The organism is Mycobacterium sp. NGS51 (genome assembly GCF_059812525.1).
This window is the reverse complement of sequence record NZ_JCALCV010000006.1, coordinates 152,654-177,790: the sequence shown is the minus strand read 5'-3', so window position 1 is coordinate 177,790 and position 25,137 is coordinate 152,654. Positions and strand designations below refer to the sequence as shown.

Annotated in this window: 1 protein-coding gene (running past one end of the window); it reads left to right on the top strand. The window is 65.3% G+C overall.

Features of this window, described 5'->3' with window-relative positions:
* Positions 1-25,137: the 3' portion of a non-ribosomal peptide synthase/polyketide synthase gene (locus tag AC5Y5W_RS09950; protein WP_500010449.1), read on the top strand. Its footprint begins 2,094 nt before the window's first position; only the last 25,137 of its 27,231 coding nucleotides appear in the window; its start codon lies beyond the left edge, outside the window; the stop codon is at positions 25,135-25,137.

The following is a 25,137-nucleotide window of genomic DNA, read 5'->3' as shown; positions in this document are numbered from 1 at the left end:
CGCGGCGATGCTGCCGTGGTGGCGGTGGCTGAGCAAGATGTCGCCGGCGAGTTGGTGCGGCTGGCCGGGCATCGGTTTGATCTGGCGAGCGAGATCCCCATTCGTGCCCAGATCTATGCGGTAGGTCCCGAGCAGTATGTGGTGGGGATTGTGGTGCACCACATCGCTTTTGACGGCTGGTCACTGGCTCCGATGGTCCGGGATGTGGGACAGGCGTATGAGGCGCGGCGGCGCAGCCGGGCGCCGGGGTGGCCTGATTTGGCAGTGCAATATGCGGATTACACGCTGTGGCAACAGGATTGGCTCGGGGACGAGTCTGATCCCGCCAGCGTGATTGCTTCGCAGTTGGCCTATTGGCGCCAGGAGTTGGCTGACATGCCTGAGGTGGTGTCGCTGCCGACCGATCGGGTCCGTCCGGCGGTGCCCAGTTACCGCGGTGATGTGGTGGAGGTTCGCATCGACCCGCAAGTGTGGGCGGGGGTCAAGGCGTTGGCGGGGGCGCATAACGCGACGGCGTCGATGGTGTTGCAGGCGGTGTTGGCGGTGGTGTTGCACCGGGCCGGGGCCGGTGAGGATATTGCGTTGGGCACCCCGATCGCCGGGCGGGTCGATGAGGCGCTGGATGATCTGGTCGGGTTTTTCGTCAACACGTGGGTGCTGCGTGTCGGGCTGACTTCCGCGGACCGGTTTTCCGACGTGCTGGAGCGGGTGCGGGATAAGGCGCTGGATGCCTACAGCAATCAGGATGTGCCGTTCGAGCGGCTCGTTGAACAGCTCAATCCGGTGCGCTCCACGGCGCACCACCCGCTGTTTCAGGTGGGCATGGCCTTCCAGAACAATGCGCGCCCCGAAGTGGCGCTCGGCGGAGTCGGCGTCGAACCGCTGGCCGTTTTCACCCACACATCAAAGTTTGACCTTGATATCCAGCTGAGTGAGGCGCCCGGCGAGGATCCGGGCGCGCCGATGGCTGCCGGGGTGGTGTTGTATGCCACGGATTTGTTTGACCGGTCCAGCATTGAGCGGGTGGTCGGCTGGTTTGGCAGGGTGATCGAGGCGGTAGTCGCTGATGCCTCGGTGGTAGTGGGCCAGGTGTCGTTGCTGAATCGCGGCGAACGAGATCTGTTGCTATCGCGGTGGTCTGGGGTGGACGTGGCGGCGCCGGTGGGGGTGGCGCCGCAGATATTGGCGGCGGCGGTGGCCGCCGATGCGCAGGCGGTGGCTGTGGTCGACGGTGCGCGCAGCGTGTCGTATGGCGAGCTTGATGTGTGGTCGTCGCGTTTCGCGCGGGTGCTGATTGAGGCGGGGGTGGGGCCTGAGCGCGCGGTGGGCGTGGCGATGGATCGGTGTGTGGAGTTGGTGGTGGCCTGGTGGGCCATCGTCAAGGCCGGCGGGATTTATGTGCCGGTGGATGCGGCTCATCCGGTGGAGCGCATCGCCGCGGTGTTGGATGCGGCGGGTGCAGTGTGTGTATTGGCGTGCACTGCAGACACGGTGGCCGGGACCGGGAGTCGCCCGGTGTTTCGCATCGACGAGCTGGATGTCTCGGGGCGCAGTGGTGATCCGATTGCCGATGCGGATCGACTCGCGCCGTTGGGGGTTGACAACGGCGCGTATGTGATTTTCACGTCCGGGTCGACGGGGGTGCCCAAGGGGGTGGCGGTCAGCCATGCCGGGCTGCTGGGGGTGGCTGCGGCGCAACGCGAGCTGCTTGGCCTGGGTGACGATGCGCGGGTGTTGATGGTGGCCGCGCCGACCTTTGATGCCTCGGTGTTTGAAATGTTGTGGGCGGCGGGGGCGGGCGCGGCGGTGGTGGTGGCGCCGCCGGGGGTGTATGCCGGGCAGGCGTTGACCGCGCTGTTGGCGGAGCAACACGTCGGTGCGGCGGTGGTGACGCCGACGGTGTTGGCGTCGCTGGATCGGACCCGGCTCGAAAACCTCGGCACGCTGCTGACGATGGGGGAGGCCTGCCCGGGTGAGTTAATGGCCGCTTGGGCACCGGGCCGGGTGATGATCAATGCTTACGGGCCAACCGAGACCACCATCTGGGCGACCGGTAGTGCGCCGTTGGTGGCGGGGCAGCCGATCGACATTGGTGGCCCGATCGCGGGGGTGCGCCCATGGGTGCTTGATGGGCAGTTGGGCCCGGCGCCGGTGGGGGTGGTCGGTGAGTTGTATGTGGGTGGGCCGGCGGTGGCGCGTGGCTATGTGGGCCGGGCGGGGTTGACCGCGGAACGGTTTGTGGCCAACCCCTTTGGCGGTGTCGGGGCGCGAATGTATCGCACCGGGGACCTGGTGCGCTGGACTGCCGGTGGCCGCCTGCAGTATGTGGGTCGCGCTGATGCGCAGGTCAAGTTGCGCGGGCAGCGCATCGAATTGGGCGAGATCGAAAACACCTTGTTGGCCTGCCCGCAAGTCGCTGGGGCTGCTGCCAGCGTGCACCACAGCGCTACCGGCGCGCAGTTGGTCGCCTACGTAACGCTTGAGGACATCGCCAGCGCCGAGGACGACACTCAGACCGTTGAGGGGTGGCAGCACCTCTATGACGAGTTGTACGGCGCTGAGGCCGCGGCGCCGGGATTCGGCATGGATTTTCGGGGCTGGAACAGCAGCTACACCGAAATGCCGATTCCACTGGAGGAGATGGCCGAGTGGCGCGCGGCCACCGTGGAGCGGATCCGTGCGTTGCATCCGGCGCGGGTGCTGGAGATCGGGGTCGGTTCGGGGTTGGTGCTCTCGCAAGTCGCCCCGCAGTGTGAGCACTATGTCGGCACCGACATGTCGGCGGCGGCGATCACGAGCCTGCAGGCGGCGGCGGCCGCACAGCCCTGGGGTGAGCGTGTCGAATTGCTTTGCCAGGCCGCCGATGTCATCGAAGCGCTGCCCCACAGTTATTTCGACACAATCATTATCAACTCGGTCATCCAATATTTCCCTAACGCCACCTATCTGCGCCAAGTCATCGACAACGCCTTGCAGTTGTTGGCCCCGGGTGGCGCGTTGTTCATCGGTGATGTGCGCAACCACAGCCTGCAGAGTGCGTTGCAGACCGGGATCGCGCTCGCCCAGGACGCTAAAGCTGATGCCGACGAGATCCGCCAACGAGCCCAACGCGCGCTGCTCGCTGAGACCGAATTGCTGCTGTCCCCGGAATATTTCACCACGTGGGCCGCCGAGAATTCATCGGTGGCCGGGCTTGAGATGCAAGTCAAACGCGGGGTGGCCGACAACGAACTGACCCGGTACCGCTACGACGTCATCATCTACACCACCCCCACACCGGTGCGCTCACTGGCCGATGCACCGGTCTGGGCATGGACCGATGGCCCGAGCCTGGAGGGGTTGGCGGAGCGGTTGCTAGCCGAACATCCGGGGGTTGTTCGCGTGACCGGAATTCCGCGTGCTGGGCTGATCGGTGAGGTCTGCACCGACCATGCCCTCGAGGCTGGGCTGGCGCTGGACGACGCGCTTGCCGACGCTGCCGCCGCGACCGCCGGTTCTGTTGTGCCCGAAGACTTGTATCGCATTGCGGACAGCACCGGATATCGGGTCGCAGTGAGCTGGGGTAGCCGGCCAGGCATGTTGGATGCGGTTTTCCTGGCCGCCAACGATGCGGACCCTCGCATCGCGCTGACTGACTTGTATTTGCCGGTGGTCGAGCACCACGTCATTTACGCCAACGACCCGCAGACCAACTCCAAACTGGGTGCGGTGCGACAGCGGCTGGGCGCGTGGTTGCCCGACTACATGGTGCCGGCTCAGATCGTGGTGCTCGAGGAGTTCCCGCTGACTTCCTCGGGCAAGATCGACCGAAAAGCGCTGCCCGCCCCGATCTTTGCAGCCACGACGTTTCGGGCGCCGCAAAGCCCTACCGAGAAGCTGGTGGCCGAGGTGTTCGCCGAGGTGTTGGGGACGGCCCGGGTCGGTCTTGATGACGACTTCTTCGCCCTGGGCGGGGACTCGCTGATCGCCGCGCGGGTCAGTGGGCGGCTGCAACTGGCGTTGGGCCGCCAAGTGCCGGTGCGGTACCTGTTCGACGCGCCCACTGTCGGGGGTCTGGCCGAGTATCTGCATCGTCATCGTGGCGGTCCCGCCCGCGCGCCGCTGCAGCCGATGCCTCGCCCACAACGGATTCCGTTGTCGTATGCCCAAAACCGGTTGTGGTTCTTGGATCAGTTGCAGGGGCCGTCGCCGATTTACAACATGCCCGTGGCATTGCGGATCAGCGGACCGCTGGATGTTGAGGCGTTAGGTACGGCGTTGGGCGATGTGGTGGCCCGCCATGAGAGTCTGCGCACTCTGATTGCGACGGTCGAGGGGACCCCTGAGCAGATAGTGGTCCCGGTTGAGCGGGCCGAGTTGGGTTGGCAGGTCGTTGATGCCGCTGATTGGCCGTCGGAGCGGCTGGGCGAGGCCATTGACGCGGCGGTGCGGTACTTGTTTGATTTGTCGACCGAGATTCCTTTGCGGGTATGGCTTTTCCGCCTGACCGACGACGAGCATGTGTTGGTGGCGGTGGTGCATCATATTGCCGCCGATGGCTGGTCGGTCACCCCTTTGGTGCGGGATCTGGGGGTGGCCTATGGCAGCCGCTGTGTCGGGCAGGCTCCCGACTGGGCGCCGCTACCGGCGCAATATGTCGACTACACGCTGTGGCAGCGTGAACACCTCGGTGACCTAGCCGCCAGCGACAGCCCGATCGCCGCCCAGGTGGCCTACTGGCAGCAGGCGTTGGCCGGGCTGCCCGAGCGCCTGCAGTTGCCCACCGATCGGCCCTACCCGCCGGTGGCGGATTACCGCGGCGCCAGTGTGGCCGTGGATTGGCCGGCACAGCTGCAGCAGCAGGTCGGCCGAGTAGCCAGTGAGCACAACTCCACCAGCTTCATGGTGATCCAGGCCGCGCTAACTGTGCTGTTGTCCAAGCTCAGCGCCAGTTCTGATGTGGCACTAGGCATCGCAATCGCCGGGCGCGGCGACCCCGCGCTCGATGACCTTGTGGGCTTCTTCGTCAACACCCTGGTGCTGCGTGTTGATCTAGCCGGTGACCCCACCGTCGCTGAGCTGCTGGCCCAAATACGATCGCGCAGCCTCACCGCCTACGAGCACCAAGACGTGCCCTTCGAAATCCTCGTCGAGCGCCTGAACCCCACCCGAAGCCTGAGCCACCATCCGCTGATCCAAGTGCTGCTTGCCTGGCAGAACTCCGACTGGCAGGACAGTAACGCCGCCGGGATGGCCCTGGGTGGCCTCCAGGTGACCCCGTTGGGGGCTGATACCTCTACGGCCCGTACAGATTTGACGTTTTCGCTGGGTGAACGCTTTACCGGCGCGGGTGAGCCTGCTGGGATCGGTGGGGCGGTGGAGTTTCGTACCGACGTATTCGATGCAGACACCATCCAAACACTGATCGGACGGCTGCAGCGGGTGTTGGTGGCGATCACCGCTGAGCCGGCTCGGCGGTTGTCGTCGATAGATCTGCTTGATGCGGTTGAGCAGGTTCGGTTGGAGGAGTGGGGCAACCGGGAGGTGTTGGCTGCGCCGGCGCCGGCGGCGGTGTCGATTCCGGAGTTGTTCGCGATCCAGGTGGCGCGGAGGCCCAGCGCGGTTGCGCTGGTCTTTCAAGACCTTTCGGTGACGTACCGCCAGCTCGATGAAGCCTCTAACCGGTTGGCGCACTTGCTGTGTGCTCATGGTGTCGGTCCGGGACAATGTGTGGCGCTGCTGTTGTCGCGTTCGGCTGAGGCGATCGCGGCGATTCTGGCGGTGCTCAAGACCGGGGCGGCGTATCTGCCGATCGATCCGGTGGTGCCCGCGGCGCGGATGCAGTTCATCCTTGATGATGCCGCGCCGACTGCGGTGATCGCCACCGCCGGTCTGAGGTCGCGGCTCGACGGGTGCGAGTTGGCCGTCGTTGATGTCGACGATCCTCGTATCGATGCTCAACCCAGCACGGCGTTGCCGGCGCCGGACGCTGATGACATTGCCCACATCATCTACACCTCGGGCACGACGGGCACTCCTAAGGGGGTGGCGGTCACCCACCACAACGTGACCCGGTTATTTGACTCACTGGATGTGGGTTGGGAGCTGGCGCCCGGGCAGGTGTGGACGCAATGTCATTCGTTGGCTTTCGACTATTCGGTGTGGGAGATGTGGGGGGCGCTGCTGCACGGCGGGCGCCTGGTGGTGGTGCCCGACGAGGTGACGCGCTCCCCGAAGGACTTTCACGACCTGTTGGCTGCTCAAGCAGTCAGTGTGTTGAGCCAGACCCCCTCGGCAGTTGGTGCGCTTTCTCCGGAAAGGCTGGAATCGGCGGCGTTGGTGGTGGCCGCTGAGCCCTGTCCGGTCGAGGTGGTGGAGCGGTGGGCGCGGGGGCGGGCGATGGTCAACGCCTATGGGCCGACGGAGACGACGGTGTATGCGGCGATCAGTGCGCCGCTGAAGCCAGGGTCGGGCGTGGTGCCGATCGGGTCGCCGGTGCCGGGGGCGGCGTTGTTTGTGCTTGATGCCTGGTTGCGTGCGGTGCCGGCGGGGGTGGCCGGTGAGTTGTATGTGGCCGGGTCCGGGGTCGGTGTTGGGTATGTGCGCCGGGCCGGGTTGACGGCGTCGCGGTTTGTCGCCTGCCCGTTCGGCGGAACTGGGGTGCGGATGTATCGCACCGGGGATTTGGTGTGTTGGCGCGCTGATGGACAGCTGGAGTATTTGGGGCGTGCTGATGAGCAGGTCAAGATCCGCGGCTATCGCATCGAACTCGGCGAGATCCAAACAGCCTTAGCGGGTTTGGCGGGCGTCGAGCAGGCGGTGGTCGTTGCCCGTGAGGACCGCCCCGGCGACAAACGCCTGGTGGGCTACATCACCGGTACCGCAGATCCGGTCGAGTCGCGCGCAGCATTGGCTGAGCGGCTGCCGGCCTACATGATCCCCGCAGCGGTGGTGGCCCTGGACGCCGTGCCGTTGACGGTCAACGGCAAGGTCGATACCCGTGCGCTGCCGGCACCGGAATACAGCGCGACGCAGTATCGGGCTCCGGCCAGTCCCACCGAAGAAACCCTGGCCGACATCTACGCCCAAATCCTGGGACTGGAGCGGGTCGGGGTCGACGACTCGTTCTTCGATTTGGGTGGGGACAGCATTTCGGCGATGCGGCTGATCGCCGCGGCCAATACCGCTTTGGAGGCGGATCTTTCGGTGCGGGCGGTGTTTGAGGCGCCCACGGTTGCCCTGTTGGCCCGACGGGTCGCTGAGGGCGAGGGTCGGCGTCAGCCGTTGGTGGCCGTGGAGCGGCCGGCAAGGGTTCCGCTGTCGTTTGCGCAGAACCGGTTGTGGTTCCTCGATCAGTTGCACGGGCCGTCGCCGGTTTACAACCTGGCGGTGGCGTTGCGGTTGAGCGGGGCGTTGGATGTCGAGGCGTTGGCTGCGGCGCTGGGCGATGTGGTGGGTCGCCAGGAGAGCCTGCGCACTCGGTTTGTCGCGGCCGATGGCGTACCTCAGCAGGTGGTGGTTCCCGTTGAGCGGGCCGACTTCGGTTGGCGGGTCATCGATACCAGCGGCTGGCCGGCAGAGTCGCTCGGTGCGGCCATCGAAGCGACGGTGCGCTACACGTTTGACTTGTCAGCCGAGATCCCGTTGCGGGCAACGCTTTACCGCCTCGGCGATGATGAGCATGTGTTGGTGGCGGTGGCCCATCATATCGCCGCTGATGGCTGGTCGATCACCCCGTTGGTGCGTGATCTGGGCGTGGCCTATGCCAGCCGGTGCGTCGGTCAGGCGCCTGGCTGGGCGCAGCTTCCGGTGCAGTATGTCGATTACACGTTGTGGCAGCGCGAACAGCTGGGGGACCTTGAGGATCCCGACAGTCGCATCGCTGCGCAGCTGGCCTACTGGCAGCAGGCGTTGGCGGGGTTGCCCGAGCGGCTGCAGTTGCCCACCGATCGGCCCTACCCGCCGATGGCTGATTACCGCGGTGCCAGTGTGGCCGTGGATTGGCCGGCGCAGCTGCAGCAGCAGATTGCCCGGATCGCTGGTGAGCACCAGGCGACCAGTTTCATGGTGGTGCAGGCCGCGTTGGCGGTGTTGTTGTCCAAGCTGAGCGCCAGTTGCGATGTGGCGGTGGGGTTCCCGATCGCCGGGCGCGGCGACGCGGCGCTGGATGGGTTGGTGGGGTATTTCGTCAACACCTTGGTGTTGCGGGTTGATTTAGCCGGTGATCCCACCATCGCCGAACTGCTGGCCCAGATACGATCGCGCAGCCTGGCCGCCTACGAGCATCAAGACGTGCCCTTTGAAGCGTTGGTGGAGCGGCTCAACCCCACCCGAAGCCTGACTCATCACCCGCTGATCCAGGTGTTGTTGGCCTGGCAGAACTTCGCCGGACAAGACACCGGCCCCGCCGCCAACCCAAGCCTGGGCGATGTCCACGTCAGCCCTTTGACGGTGGACACCCAAACGGCGCGCATGGATCTGACATTTTCGTTGGCCGAACATTTCACCGCCGCCGGTGAGCCCGCCGGGATTCGGGGAGCAGTGGAGTTTCGTACCGACGTGTTCGATGCGACGAGCATCGATGCGCTCATCGAACGGCTACTGCGGGTGCTGGTGGCGATCACCGCCGCGCCCACCCGGCGGCTGTCGTCGATCGATCTGCTCGATGAGGGCGAGCACACCCGGCTAGACGAATGGGGCAACCGGGCGGCATTGACCCAGCCGACCACCGCGATTTCAGTACCAGCGTTGTTCTCGGCGCAGGTCGCGCGTGTCCCAGAGGCGACTGCGCTGACGTTTGAAGGCCGCTCCGTCAGTTACCGGGAGTTGGACGATGCCGCTAACCGGTTGGCGCACTTGCTGGTTGGTCATGGTGTGGGCCCCGGCCAGTATGTCGCACTGCTGTTTTCACGGTCGGTCGAGGCGATCACCGCAATACTGGCCGTCCTCAAAACCGGGGCGGCTTATCTGCCGATCGACCCGGTGGTACCGGCAGCGCGAATGCAGTTCATGCTCGCAGATTCTGCGCCGATCGCGGCTCTCACCACCGTGGGTCTGCGGTCGCGGCTCGACGGGTGTGACCTGCCGATCATCGATGTCGACGACACCCACATTGACACCCAACCCAGCACAGCACTACCTGCGCCACGCCCCGACGATGTCGCCTACGTCATCTACACCTCAGGCACTACCGGTGTCCCCAAAGGGGTGGCCGTCACCCATCGCAATGTGACTCAGCTGCTGGAGTCAGTGAACGCCGACTTGGCATCGGAACAGGTGTGGACGCAATGGCACTCGTTGGCTTTCGACGTTTCAGTCTGGGAAATGTGGGGTGCGTTGCTGCGCGGCGGCCGGCTAGTGATTGTGCCCGAGTCGGTGGCCCGTTCGCCGGAAGAGTTTTATGCGTTGCTGGCTGCCGAACAAGTCAGCATCTTAAGCCAGACCCCCTCTGCGTTTTATGCGCTGCAAACCGCCGACGGGCTGACGCCGGAGCTGAGAGAACAGCTCAAGCTTCGGACCGTGGTCTTCGCCGGCGAAGCGCTGGAGCCACAGCGCCTTGGGATGTGGGTGCACCATCACCCGAAATCCCCCCGCCTCATCAACATGTACGGCACGACCGAGACGACGGTGCATGCTTCGTTCCGGGAGATCGTCGAGTCGGATATCGACAGCCATGCCAGTCCCATCGGAGTGCCGTTGGCGCATCTTGCCTTTTTTGTGCTGGATGGCTGGCTGCGCCCAACTCCGGTTGGAGTGGTCGGTGAGTTGTATGTGGCCGGTTCTGGGGTGGGATATGGATATGTGCGCCGCGGTCCGTTGACGTCGTCGCGCTTTGTGGCCTGCCCCTTCGGCGGGCCGGGCGCGCAGATGTATCGCACCGGAGACCTGGTGTGGTGGGGCGTCGATGGCCAGCTTCGGTATGTCGGGCGTGCTGACCAGCAGGTGAAGATCCGCGGGTATCGAATCGAACTCGGTGAGGTTCAGGCAGCGCTGGCAGGCGTGGACGGCGTGGAGCACGCGGTAGTGATCGCCCGCGAGGATCGCCACGGTGACAAGCGCCTGGTGGGCTATGTCACCGGGACAGCCGATCCCGCCGGGCTGCGTAGCAGGCTGGCCGAACGGCTACCGGCCTATATGGTTCCGGCCGCGGTAGTGGCGCTGGAAGCGCTGCCGCTGACCCCCAACGGCAAACTCGACAAGCGGGCTTTGCCCGCACCGGACTACCAAGATGGCGATTGCTATCGAGCTCCGGCCAACGCCATCGAAGAGATCCTGGCCGGCATCTACGCCCAGGTCCTCGGGCTCGCGCGGGTGGGGGTCGACGACTCATTCTTCGAACTGGGCGGGGATTCGCTGTCCGCCATGCGTCTGATCGCGGCGGTCAATGCCGGCCTGGATGCCGGCCTTGTCGTTCGGACCGTGTTCGAGGCGCCCACGATTGCCCAGTTGGCGCTCCGTGTCGGCGGTGGTACGGGTCGACGTGAGCCGTTGGTCGCGGTCCCGCGGCCCGCGGTGGTCCCATTGTCGTTCGCCCAAAACCGGTTGTGGTTCTTGGAGCAGTTGCAGGGGCCGTCACCGATTTACAACATGCCCGTCGCGTTGCGGATCAGCGGGGCGTTGGATGTCGAGGCCTTGGCTGCGGCGCTGGGTGATGTGGTGGGCCGCCATGAGAGTCTGCGCACACTGTTCGTCGCGGTTGAGGGCCTCCCTCAGCAGATGGTGGTCCCGGTTGAGCGGGCCGAGGTGGGTTGGGACGTCGTTGATGCCAGCGGTTGGTCGGCGGAGCGGCTGGCTGAGGCAGTCGACGCCGCGGTCCGTTATACTTTCGACCTGGCCACTGAGATCCCGTTGCGCGCATGGCTTTTCCGGGTTGCTGATGATGAGTGCGTGTTGGTAGCGGTGGCCCATCACATCGCCGCGGACGGCTGGTCGACCACCCCGTTGGTGCGTGATCTGGGAGTGGCGTACGCCAGCCGATCTGTCGGGCAGGCCCCGGGCTGGGTGCCGCTACCGGTGCAGTATGCCGATTACACGCTGTGGCAGCGCGAACAGCTGGGGGACTTCAACGATCCCGACAGCCTCGTCGCCGCGCAGTTGGCCTACTGGCAAGAGAACTTGGCGGGGCTGCCCGAGCGGCTGCAGTTGCCCACCGATCGGCCCTACCCTCCGGTGGCTGATCAGCGGGGCGCCAGTGTGGCCGTGGATTGGCCGGCGCAGCTGCAGCAGCAGATCGCCCGGGTAGCCGGTGAGCACAACGCGACCAGTTTCATGGTGGTGCAGGCCGCGCTAGCGGTGTTGTTGTCCAAGCTGAGCGCCAGTTCTGATGTGGCGGTTGGCTTCCCGATCGCCGGGCGCGGCGACCCCGCACTCGATGACCTGGTGGGCTTTTTCGTCAACACATTGGTGTTGCGGGTCGATCTATCCGGTGATCCCACCGTCGGTGAGCTACTTACCCAAATTCGATCGCGCAGCCTGGCCGCCTACGAACACCAAGACGTGCCCTTCGAGGTGCTCGTCGAGCGGCTCAACCCCGTCCGAAGCCTGGCCCATCACCCGTTGGTGCAAGTGTTGTTGGCCTGGCAGAATCTGCCTGCGCAGAACGCCGAGCCGGCCGTCAAGTCGAGTTTTGGCGATCTGCAGGTCGCCCCGCTGTCGGCTGATACCCACACTGCGCGAATGGATCTGGCGATTTCTCTGGCTGAACGCTGGGATGATACCGGTGAGCCCGCCGGGATCCGAGGGGGCGTGGAATTTCGGACCGACGTGTTCGATCCCGCCAGCATCGAGGCGCTGATCGAGCGGCTAGAGCGGGTATTGGTGGCCATCACCGTCGACCCGGCGCGAGCACTTTCGTCGGTAGATCTGCTTGATGACGACGAGCGTGCCCACCTGGATCGGTGGGGCAACCGGGCGGTGTTGAGCCGGCCGGCGACGCCGGTGTCGATACCGGAATTGTTTGCCGGGCAGGTAGCCCGCGCTGCCGATGCGATGGCGATCAGCTGCGGTGAGGTGTCGTGGACCTATCGTGAGCTTGACGAGACCTCAAACCAGTTGGCGCACTTGCTGTCTGGCCAAGGCGTCGGGCCGGGAGAGTGCGTTGCGCTGCTATTGCCGCGGTCGGCTGAGGCCATCGTGGCGATTCTGGCGGTGCTGAAAAGCGGGGCAGCCTATTTGCCGATCGACCCGACAGTGCCGACAGCCAGGATTGGGTTCGTGCTCGACGATGCCGCGCCGATCGCCGCGATCAGCACGGCGGCGCTGCGGTCGCTGCTGGACGGACACAACGTGCTCGTCATCGACGTCGATGACCTTGCTGTTCAGGGCCAACCGAGCACGGCACTGCCGACACCGAAACCCGATGACATCGCCCACATCATCTACACCTCGGGGACCACCGGTGTGCCGAAGGGGGTGGGAATTACCCACCACAACGTGACCCAGTTGTCGGACTCGCTCAATGCCGGCCTGCCGCCCGGACAGGTATGGACGCAGTGTCACTCCTTCGCCTTTGACTTTTCGGTGTGGGAGATCTGGGGTGCGTTGCTGCACGGTGGGCGGCTAGTGGTGGTCCCTGAGTCGGTGGCCGGCTCACCAGATGACTTCCAGGACCTACTGATCGGCGAAGGCGTCAGCGTGTTGACCCAAACCCCGTCGGCGGTGGGGGTGCTCTCGCCGGAGAGGTTGGAGTCAGTGGCCTTGCTGGTTGGCGGTGAGGCTTGTCCTACTGACGTGGTGGATCGGTGGGCGCCGGGCCGCGTGATGATCAACGCCTACGGTCCGACCGAGATCACGGTGTACGCGGCGATGAGTGCGCCATTGAGGCCGGGGTCGGATGTGGTGCCGATCGGCGCGCCGGCGGCGGGGGCGGCGCTGTTCGTGCTCGACGGCTGGTTGCATCAGGTACCTGCCGGTGTGGTCGGCGAGTTGTATGTGGCGGGCTCCGGAGTGGGCTGCGGATATCTGGGTCGGTCCGGGTTGACTGCCTCGCGGTTCGTGGCCTGCCCGTTCGAAGGTTTCGGGACGCGGATGTATCGCACCGGGGACCTGGCGCGGTGGGGTGCCGACGGGCAGCTGCACTATTTCGGGCGCGCTGACGAACAGGTCAAGATACGCGGGTATCGCATCGAACTCGGTGAGATCGAGGAGGTGCTGGCGACCCAACCCGGAGTGGAGCAGGCGGTGGTGGTTGCTCGCGAGGACCGCCCCGGTGATAAGCGTCTGGTGGGTTATGTCACCGGCAATGCCGACCCGGCCGAGGTGCGTACCGCGCTGGCCGAGCGGCTGCCGGCCTACATGATCCCCGCGGCGATGGTGGCACTGGACGCCCTGCCGTTGACTCCCAACGGCAAATTGGACATCCGCGCGCTGCCGGTACCGGAATACACCGCGACGCAGTATCGCGCTCCGGAGACCCCCACCGAAGAAGTCTTGGCCGACATCTACGCCGAGATCCTCGGACTCGAACGAGTCGGGGTTGATGACTCATTCTTCGACCTGGGCGGGAACTCGCTGTCGGCAATGCGCCTGGTGGCGGCGGTTAATGCTGCTCTGGGAGCCGGACTTTCGGTGCGGGCGGTGTTTGAGGCGCCCACGGTTGCCCAGTTGGCCCCGCGGGTGGCCGGGGGTGGGGTTCGGCGTAAGCCGTTGGTGGCCGTTGAGCGGCCGGCGAGGGTTCCGTTGTCGTTTGCTCAAAACCGGTTGTGGTTCCTCGACCAGTTGGAGGGGCCTTCGCCGGTCTACAACATGCCGGTGGCGTTGCGGTTGAGCGGGGCGCTGAACGTTGAGGCGTTGGCTGCGGCGCTAGCCGATGTGGTGGGCCGACACGAGAGCTTGCGCACCTTGTATGGGGCGGTCGAGGGGATACCGCAGCAGATGGTGGTGCCGGCCGAGCTCGCCCACTTTGGTTGGGACGTCGTCGATGCCAGCGGTTGGCCGGCAGAGCGGCTGGGTGAGGTGGTCGCGGCAGCAGTGCGATACACCTTCGACCTCGCCACCGAGATCCCTTTGCGGGCAACGCTTTTCCGAATCAGCCATGATGAGCATGTGTGGGTGGCGGTGGCTCACCATATCGCTGCCGACGGCTGGTCGGTGAGCCCGCTGGTGCGTGATCTGGGTGTGGCTTATGCCAGTCGGTGTGCCGGGCAGGCTCCCGGCTGGGCGCCGCTGGCGGTGCAGTATGTCGATTACACGTTGTGGCAGCGCGAGCAGTTGGGGGATCTTGAGGATCCCGACAGCCCGATCGCTGCGCAGTTGGCCTACTGGCAGCAGGCGTTGGCGGGGTTGCCCGAGCGGCTGCAGTTGCCCACCGATCGGCCTTACCCGCCGGTGGCTGATTACCGGGGTGCCAGTGTGGCCGTGGATTGGCCGGCGCAGCTGCAGCAGCAGATTGCCCGGATCGCTGGTGAGCACCAGGCGACCAGTTTCATGGTGGTGCAGGCCGCGTTGGCGGTGTTGTTGTCCAAGCTGAGCGCCAGTTCCGATGTGGCGGTAGGGTTCCCGATCGCCGGGCGCAGTGACCCGGCACTAGATGAATTGGTGGGATTTTTCGTCAACACCTTGGTGTTGCGGGTTGACCTATCCGGTGATCCCACCGCCGTTGAGCTGCTGGCCCAGGTGCGCGCGCGCAGTCTGGCCGCTTACGAGCATCAAGACGTGCCCTTTGAGGTGCTGGTGGAGCGGCTCAACCCCACCCGAAGCCTGACTCATCACCCGCTGATCCAGGTGTTGTTGGCCTGGCAGAACCTTCCCGGGCGTGACAATAACGCCGCCGCCCAGCCGGGCTTGGGTGACGTGCAGGTTAGCCCCCTGACAGCGGACACCCAGACCGCCCGCATGGACCTGACATTCTCGTTGGCCGAGCGATGGACCGAGGCCGGTGAACCCGCCGGGATTGGCGGTGTAGTCGAGTTCCGCACCGACGTGTTCGACACCGTCAGCATCCAGACGCTCATCCACCGACTGGAGCGGTTGTTATCAGCGATCACCGTCGAGCCCATGCGGCGGCTGTCGTCGATCGATCTGCTCGATGAGGGTGACCACGCCCGGCTCGATGAGTGGGGCAACCGGGCGGTCCTGGCTGCACCGCCGGTCGCGGCAGTGTCGATTCCGGTGTTGTTCGCCGCACAGGTGGCGCGCACACCCAACGCGATGGCGGTGACATTCGAGGACCGGTCGATGACGTACCGGGAACTCGATGAGGCCGCAAACCGGTTGGCGCGCGTACTGGTCGCTCACGGGGTGGGGGCAGGCGAGGTTGTGGCGCTGCTGGTTCCCCGGTCGGCTCGGGCGATCGTCGCGATTTTGGCGGTGCTCAAGACGGGGGCGGCTTATCTGCCGATCGAGCCGACGCTGCCGACGGCGCGGATCGAGTTCATGCTCGCCGACGCCGCGCCTATCGCCGCGATCACCACTGTTGACTTGGCCGATCGACTGGACGGCCATGAGCTGTTGATTATCGATGTCGACGATTCCGCGGTGGACAGTCAACCCGGCACCGCGGTGCCGCCGCCGGCGCCCGAGGACATCGCCTACCTCATCTACACCTCGGGTACGACTGGCGTCCCCAAAGGGGTTGCCGTCAGCCACCACAACGTCATCCAGTTGTTGGAGTCGCTGGGTGCATATCTGCCGACGGCGGGCGTGTGGACGCAGTGCCACACCTATGGGTTCGACTCGTCGGTCTGGGAGATGTGGAGCCCGCTATTACACGGTGGGCGAGTGGTGGTGGTGTCCGACTCCGTGACACGCTCGCCGGAAGCCTTCCACGCCTTGCTAATCGCTGAACGTGTCAGCGTGCTTACCCAGACGCCCTCGGCGGTGGCAATGCTCTCCGCTGAGGGTTTGGATTCGTTGGCGTTGGTGGTGGCGGGTGAGAGCTGCCCGGCTGAAGTGGTGGATCGGTGGGCTCCCGCGCGGGTGATGGTCAACGCCTATGGCCCGACCGAGACGACGATGGTTGTGATGCTGAGTGCGCCGTTGACGGCCGGGTCGGGGGCACCGCCGATCGGCTCGCCGGTGCCCGGCGCGGCGTTGTTTGTGCTGGATGGGTGGTTCCGTCCAGCGCCGGCTGGGGTGGTCGGTGAGCTGTATGTGGCCGGTGCCGGGCTGACATATGGGTATGTGGGCCGGACCGGGTTGACGGCGTCGCGGTTTGTGGCGTGCCCATTCGGGGGGTCTGGAACACGGATGTATCGCACCGGGGACTTGGTGTGGTGGGGTGCTGATGGGCAGCTGCGGTATGCGGGCCGCGCCGATGAGCAGGTCAAGATCCGCGGGTATCGCATCGAACTCGGCGAAATCCAGACGGTGTTGGCCGGACTCGACGGGGTGGGCCAGGCGGCGGTAATCGCCCGCGAAGACCGCCCCGGTGACAAGCGGCTGGTGGGTTATGTCACCGGCACAACGGATCCGGCCGAGGTGCGTACGCGACTGGCCGAGCGGCTTCCGGCGTATATGGTCCCGGCCGCGGTAGTGGCAATCGACACCTTGCCGTTGACTCCCAACGGCAAACTCGACACGCGGGCTTTGCCGGCACCGGATTATCAGGACGCCGACGCTTACCGCGGCCCGACCAACCTCACCGAGGAGATTTTAGCCAGCATCTATGCCCGGGTGTTGGGGCTGGAGCGGGTCGGGGTCGACGACTCGTTCTTCGACTTGGGCGGGGATTCACTGTCCGCAATGCGCCTGATCGCGGCGATCAACACCGACCTGGATGCCGGGATTGCGGTGCGCAGCGTGTTCGAGGCGCCCACGGTTGCCCAGTTGGCGCCGCGTATCGCTGCGGGCGGTAGCCGGCGCAAGCCGTTGGTGGCAGGCCCACGGCCGACGAGGGTGCCGTTGTCGTTCGCGCAGAGCCGGTTGTGGTTCCTCAACCGGTTCGAGGGCGGGGTGGCGACCTACAACATGCCGAGTGCTTTACGGATCATTGGGCCGTTGGATGTGGAGGCGCTAGGGGCGGCGCTCGATGATGTGATCGCGCGCCACGAATCGCTGCGCACCGTGTTTCCCGACGTTGACGGTGTGCCGTTCCAGCAGGTGTTGCCGTCTCAGCCAGACATGTGGTGGCACGCCGACGCGGCGGTGGTGTCGGTGCCCGAGCAGGATGTGGTCGGCGAGTTGGTGGCGTTGGCGGGGTATCGGTTTGATCTGTCGAACGAGATCCCGATGCGCGCGCAGATCTATGCGCTGGGTCCTGAGCAGCATGTGGTGGGGATTGTGGTGCACCACATCGCGTTTGACGGCTGGTCACTGGCGCCGATGGTCAGGGATATCGCCGAGGCGTATCGGGCGCGGCTACAGGGCCGGGCGCCGGATTGGGCGCCATTGGCGGTGCAGTATGCCGATTACACACTGTGGCAACAGGACTGGCTTGGTTCGGAGTCTGATCCCGACAGTGTGATCGCTGCGCAGTTGGCCTACTGGCGACAAGAGTTGGCGGATCTGCCCGAGGTGGTGTCGCTGCCGACGGATCGGCCCCGCCCGCCGGTGCCCAGTTACCGCGGTGACGAAATCGAGGTGCGCATCGACCCGCCGGCGTGGGCGGGGGTCAAGGCGCTGGCGGCAGCGCATAACGCGACGGCTTCGATGGTGTTGCAGGCGGTGTTGGCGGTGGTGTTGCACCGGGCCGGGGCCGGTGAAGACGTGGCAATGGGCACGCCGATCGCCGGACGGTTGGATCAGGCGCTCGATGATCTGGTCGGGTTCTTCGTCAACACCTGGGTGCTGCGGGTGGGGGTCACCTCTTCGCAGCGGTTCAACGAGGTGCTCGAGCAGGTGCGCCTTAAGGCGCTGGATGCCTACAGCAACCAGGATGTGCCGTTCGAGCGGCTGGTCGAGCAACTCAACCCGGTGCGCTCCACCGCGCATAATCCATTGTTTCAAGTGCTCATGGCCTTCCAGAACAATGTGCGCCCAGACGCGGTGGCGCTCGACGGGGTCAGCGCCGAAATGCTGGGGGCGGGGGCCACCACCCGCACCGCAAAGTTCGATCTGGATTTCGAGTTGGGTGAGATGCCCAGCGAGGACGCGGGCGCGCCGATGGCCACCGGGGTGGTGTCGTATGCCACCGATTTGTTTGACCGGGCCACCGTCGAGCGGGTGGTCAGCTGGTTTGGCCGGGTGATCGAGGCGGTGGTGGCCGACGCCGCGGTGGTGGTGGGCGAGATCTCGTTCCTGGATCACGGTGAGCGTGATCTGGTGCTCTCAGGGTGGTCAGGTGTTGGGGTGGCGGCGCCGGTGGGGACGGCGGCGCAGTTGTTGGCGACGGCGGTGGCCACCGACCGGGATGCGGTGGCGGTGCTCGATGGTAGCCGCGCGGTGTCGTATGGCGAGCTTGATGCGTGGTCGACGCGGTTGGCGCGGGTACTGATCGAGGCGGGCGTGGGTCCAGAGCGCGCGGTGGGCGTGGCGATGGATCGGTGTGTGGAGTTGGTGGTGGCCTGGTGGGCAGTGGTCAAGGCCGGTGGGGTGTATGTGCCGCTGGATCGGTCCCATCCGGTCGAGCGGATCGCCACGGTGTTGGACGCGGTGGCGGCGGTGTGTGTGTTGAGCTGCGGCGCCGACACGGTGGCCGGGGCCGGGGCGCGCCCGGTGCTGCGCATCGACGGCCTGGATGTGTCCGGGCGCTGCGCGGATCCGATCACCGACGCTGATCGGCTGGCGCCGCTGGGGGCGGACAACACTGCCTATGCGGTCTTCACCTCGGGGTCCACCGGGGTGCCCAAAGGAGTGGCGGTCAGCCACGCCGGTCTGCTGGCGGTGGCCGCGCAACACGCAGCGTTCGGGTTGGGCGCCGGTGCACGGACGTTGATGGTGGCCGCGCCGACCTTTGATGTGTCGATCGGCGAAATGTTGTTGGCGGTCGGCGCGGGGGCGACGTTGGTGGTGGTGCCGCCCCAGGCGTACGCCGGGGAGGCGTTGACCGCGTTACTGCAGAACCAGCAGGTCAGCGCGGCCGTATTGACCCCGACGGTGCTGGCGACGCTGGATCGGACCCGGCTAGACGGGATGGACACGCTGATCGTCACAGGGGAAGCCTGCGCCGGAGAGTTGGTGGCCGCCTGGGCGCCGGGTCGGCGGATGTTCAACGGCTACGGCCCTTCCGAGACCACGATCTGGGTTACCTGTGCGCCGCTGGTGGCAGGGCAGCCGGTCACGATCGGTGCCCCCATCTCGGGAGTGTGCGCGCTGGTGCTCGACGCGCGGCTGCACCCGGCGCCGATCGGAGTGGTCGGCGAGCTGTATCTAGGAGGGCCGGCGCTGGCGCACGGCTATGTGGGCCGGCCGGAGTTGACCGCGGACCGGTTCGTGGCCAACCCCACCGGAGGTGCTGGGACGCGGATGTATCGCACCGGGGATCTGGTGCGCTGGCGTGCTGATGGGCAGTTGGAGTATTTGGGCCGCGCCGATGCGCAGGTCAAGCTGCGCGGGCAACGTATCGAGTTGGGTGAAATCGAGAACACCTTGCTGGCGTGCCCACAAGTCATCCAGGCCGCCGCCGCCATGCACCGGAGCGCCACTGGCTCACATCTGGTTGCCTACATCACTCTGGCGCAGACCGCTACCACCGACCATGACGCCGAAGCGGTCGGACAATGGCAACACCTCTATAACGAGTTGTATGGCGCCGAGGTGGAGGCGCCGGGATTCGGCATGGATTTCCGGGGCTGGAACAGCAGCTACACCGGCGATCCGATTCCGCTCGAGGAGATGGTCGAGTGGCGAGCGACCACGGTTGATCGGATCCTGTGCCTGCAACCGGCACGGGTGTTGGAGATCGGCGCGGGTTCGGGGCTGGTGTTGTCTCAGGTCGCCCCACACTGCGAGCACTATGTCGGCACCGATATGTCGGCGCCGGCGATCGAGGGCTTGCAGGCAGCGGTGGCCGCACAGTCGTGGGGTGAGCGGGTGGAATTGCTGTGCCGTCCCGCGCACGTCGTCGACGCGCTGCCGCAGGGTTATTTCGACACCATCATTCTGAACTCGGTTATCCAGTACTTTCCCAACGCCGCATATCTGGCCGACGTCATTGATAACGCCATCGAGATGTTGGCTCCGGGCGGGACGTTGTTCCTCGGTGATGTGCGTAACCACGCTTTGCATGGCGCGTTGCAGACCGGGGTGGCGTTGGCACGCACTGACAATGACGATGCCGACGGGATTCGCCAACGCGCCCAGCGCGCTATGCTCGGTGAGACCGAATTGCTGCTAGCCCCGGAGTTTTTCACCACCTGGGCCGGCCAGCATGCTTCGGTGGCCGGAGTTGACCTCGAAGTCAAACGCGGGGTGGCCGACAACGAGCTGACCTGGCATCGCTACGACGTCGTCATCCACACAGCTCCCACGCCGGTGCGTTCCCTGGCCGGCGCAGTTACCTGGGCATGGAATGATTGCGTCGGGTTGGGCGGATTGCAGGACCGGTTGGCATCCCAACAACCGGACGCGGTTCGCGTCACCGGTATTCCGCGCGCCGGGCTGATCGGCGAGGCCTGCATCGAAGCCGGTTTGGCCGCCGGGGTGTCGCTGGCCGACGCGCTCACCGAGGCCGCGACGACCGCCGATGGCGTTGTGCCCGAAGCGTTGTACCGCCTCGGTGAGACCACCGGATACCGCGTGGCCGTCACTTGGGGCACACGCCCGGGCATGCTGGATGCGGTTTTCATCACGCTCACCGACGCTGAGCAGCACATCGCACTGACCGACCTCTACGTGCCGGTAGCCGAGGCCCAGCAGCGCGCCACCTACGCCAACGATCCGCAGACCGATACCAAGATCGGCGAGGTGCGTCAGCAATTGGGTGCGTGGTTGCCCGACTACATGGTGCCATCGCAGATTGTGGTGCTCGACGAGTTCCCGTTGACCTCCTCAGGCAAGATCGACCGTAAAGCGCTGCGGGCGCCGGTGTTTGCAGCCGCTGTCTTTAGGGCGCCGCAGACCCAGACCGAAAAGATCATCGCCGAGGTCTTCGCCGAGGTGTTAGGCACGGCCCGCGTCGGACTCGACGACGATTTCTTCGCCCTGGGTGGAGATTCGCTCAGGGCTACCCGAGTCAGCTCGCGGCTGCAACTAGCACTTGGCCGGGAAGTGCCGGTGCGGTATGTGTTCGACGCTTCGACCGTCGCCGAGCTGGCCGAGTATCTGCACCACTATCGTGGCGGCCCCGCCCGCCCGCCTCTGCAAGCGGTGGAGCGCCCACCCCGAATCCCGTTGTCCTATGCGCAAAGCCGGTTGTGGTTCCTCGACCAATTGCAGGGGCCCACACCGATCTACAACATGCCCGTAGCGTTACGGCTGCGTGGGCCGCTGGATGCCGAAGCATTGGGTGCGGCGCTGGCCGATGTGCTTGTCCGACACGAGAGCCTGCGCACGCTTTTCCCAGCGGTCGACGGTATACCCCAGCAGGTGGTGGTGCCCGCGGAGCAAGCCGACTTCGGGTGGGACATCGTCGATGCCACCGGTTGGCCGCCGGACCGGCTGGGCCAGACTATCGCCGCGGCCGTCGGCCACACCTTCGACCTGGCGAGCGAGATCCCATTGCAGGCAACCCTTTTCCGGGTCGGCGAGGACGAGCATGTGCTGGTGGCGGTGGCGCACCACATCGCCGCCGACGGCTGGTCGGTCGCCCCGCTGGTACGTGATCTGGGCGTAGCCTACGCCAGCCGAAGTGCGGGGCAAGCCCCCGGATGGGCGCCGTTAACGGCGCAGTACGTCGACTACACACTGTGGCAACGTGATCACCTCGGTGAGCTCGACGATCCCGACAGCCCCATCGCCGCGCAGCTGGCCTACTGGCAGCAAGCGCTGGCCGGTGTGCCCGAGCGTCTGCAATTGCCCACCGATCGGCCCTACCCACCGGTGGCGGATTACCGGGGCGCCAGTGTGGCGATCGATTGGCCGGCCGAGCTGCAGCAGCAGGTTGCCCGAGTGGCCGACCAGTACCACGCGTCCAGTTTTATGGTGATCCAGGCCGCCCTGACGGCGCTGCTCGCTAAGCTCTGCGCCAGCAGTGATGTGGCCGTCGGCATCGCGATCGCCGGACGTGGCGACCCCGCACTCGACGAACTCGTGGGCTTTTTCGTCAACACCTTGGTACTAAGGGTCGATCTGGCCGGTGATCCCACCGCCGTTGAGCTGCTGGCCCAGGTGCGAGCCCGCAGCCTGGCTGCCTACGAGCACCAAGACGTGCCCTTCGAGGTGCTCGTCGAGCGGCTCAACCCCACCCGAAGCCTGACCCATCAGCCGCTGGTTCAGGTGATGATGGCGTGGCAGAACCTGGCCGGCCATGCCAACAACCTCGGCGCCGAGCAGACCTTGGGGGATCTGCAGGTCGCCCCGCTGTCGGCGGAAATCCACACCGCCCGCATGGATCTGACGTTTTCGTTGGGGGAGCGGTGGAGCGAAGCTGGTGAGCCCGCCGGGATCGGCGGGATGGTCGAATTTCGTACCGACGTGTTCGACGCGGCCAGCATCCAAGCGCTCATCGAGCGCTGGCAGCGGATGTTGGTGGCCATCACCGCAGACCCGACCCGGCCGTTGTCATCGGTCGATCTGCTCGATGCTGGTGAGCATCTCCGCTTGGATGGGTGGGGTAATCGGGCGGTGTTGAGCGCGCCTCCGGTGTCTGGGGTGTCGATTCCGGTGTTGTTTGGTGCGCAGGTGGCTCGTGCGCCGGAGGCGGTAGCGCTCAGCTTTGCGGACCGTTCGATGACGTATCGGCAGCTCGATGAGGCGTCTAATCAGTTGGCGCATTTGTTGGCCGGCTATGGTGCGAGTCCGGGCCAGCATGTGGCGCTGCTGTTTTCGCGGTCGGCCGAGGCGGTCGTGGCAATTTTGGCGGTGCTCAAAACCGGGGCGGCATATTTGCCGATCGATCCGATGCATCCTGACGCGCGCATCGAGTTCTTGCTCAACGACGCTGCGCCGGTCGCGGCGCTCACCACAAGGGGGTTGGCCGAACGGCTCGAGGACCGTGGCTTGCTGGTCATCGATATCAACGACGCGCGCATCGGCACCCAACCCAGTACGGGCTTACCGGCGCCGGCGGCCGACGACATCGCCTACATCCTCTACACCTCGGGTACCACCGGTGCGCCCAAGGGAGTGGCTGTCACCCACAGCAATGTCACCCAACTGCTGGAGTCGCTGAACACCGATTTGGAGCTGTCGGGGCAGGTGTGGACGCAGAGTCATTCCTTGGCCTTCGACTACTCGGTGTGGGAGATCTGGGGTGCACTGTTGCATGGCGGGCGGCTGGTCGTGGTGCCCGAAGAGGTGTCCCGCTCGCCAGAAGACTTGCATGCGTTGCTGATTCGTGAACAGGTCAGCGTGTTAAGCCAGACACCATCTGCGTTTTATGCGTTGCAGATTGTCGATGCGCAATCGCCAGAGCTGGCAGATCGGCTCAAGCTCGAGACGGTGGTGTTTGGCGGTGAAGCGCTCGACCCGCAACGTCTTGGCATGTGGCTGGGCCAGCACCCGGGATCCCTGCGGCTGATCAACATGTATGGCATTACCGAGACGACGGTGCATGCCTCGTTTAGGCCGATTGTTGACGCCGACGTCGAGCGCAGTGTCAGTCCCATTGGGAGGCCGTTGGCCCATCTTGGCTTTTTCGTGCTGGACAGTTGGTTACAGCCGGTGCCGGTCGGGGTGGTTGGTGAGTTGTATGTGGCCGGTGGCGGGCTGGCGTGTGGGTATGTGGGCCGGGCAGGCTTGACGTCGTCGCGGTTTGCGGCATCTCCGTTTGGCCTGCCCGGAACACGGATGTATCGCACCGGGGATTTGGTGCGTTGGCGTGCCGATGGGCAGCTGGACTATGTGGGGCGTGCTGACGAGCAGGTCAAGATCCGCGGGTACCGCATCGAACTTGGTGAAGTCCAGGCGGCGCTGGCCGGGCTGGACGGGGTGGGTCAGGCGGTGGTGATCGCCCGCGAGGACCGTCCCGGTGATAAGCGGTTGGTGGGTTATATCGCCGGCACAGCTGATCCGGTCATGGTGCGCAGCGCGCTGGCCGAGCGGCTGCCGGCGTATATGGTTCCCGCCGCGGTGGTGGCCTTGGAGGAGCTGCCGCTGACCCCCAACGGCAAACTCGACACTCGCGCGCTACCGGCACCGGAATACCAAGACCGCGGCCGTTATCGCGCCCCCGCCACCCCCACCGAGGAGATCCTGGCCGGCATTTACGCGGAGGTACTCGGCCTCGAGCGCGTCGGCGTCGACGACTCATTCTTCGACTTGGGCGGGGATTCACTTTCGGCGATGCGGGTGATCGCCGCTATCAAGACACGCCTCGACGCCCACGTCGCAGTGCGCACCTTGTTCCACGCTCCGTCCGTGACAAGTCTGAGCCAGCATTTGGCTAGCCACGCTGACGACGCGGAGATAGTTCCTGTTGAGGTCCTCAAGGATGGCACCGGTGTTCCGCTGTTCTGCATTCATCCCGGGGGCGGGGTGAGTTGGCCATATCAGACGCTGGGTAACTACGTGGACTGTGCCCTGATCGGAATTCAACGAATCCTGCAACCCGAAGAAGCTGAACCCCGCTCAATTCGCGATATGGCGAGAAACTATGCCGACAGAATCCAGACGGCTTACCCCGACGGACCCTACAACGTTCTCGGCTGGTCTTTTGGAGGTGTCGTCGCCCACGAACTTGCAATCGAGCTTCAGCGACGCGGATGCGCAATCAGCCACGTTATTCTTCTCGACGCTCAGCCCTGTGTCGACATCAGCGACACCCAGAAAAACCAAACCATCGACGAAGCGCAGATACTGGAAGAAGCCTTGCGGTTCAACGGCATAGACATCCCAGAACAGGATGGTCCGCTTACCTACGAACGGATAGAAGAACTGCTTCGCGAGCTGGGAGTCGTAGAGTTCCCTCGATACAAAAAACTTCTGGATTTCCTTATTCAAAACATGAACAGCAGCATGGCGCTGCAACGAGCTCACGAGCCGGGCGTTTTCGACGGCGATATAACTATATTTTCTGCTCAGTGGGATGAGGGCGACCGCAGTCTGTCTCTGCGGCAAAGTTGGCGCCCTTACGTCACTGGCGACATCACGACGTATCCGGTCGACTGCTCTCATGAAGTCATGTTGACTGCCGAATCGCTGAGCCTGTATGGCCAACAACTCAAATTTTCATTGGAAACGTGA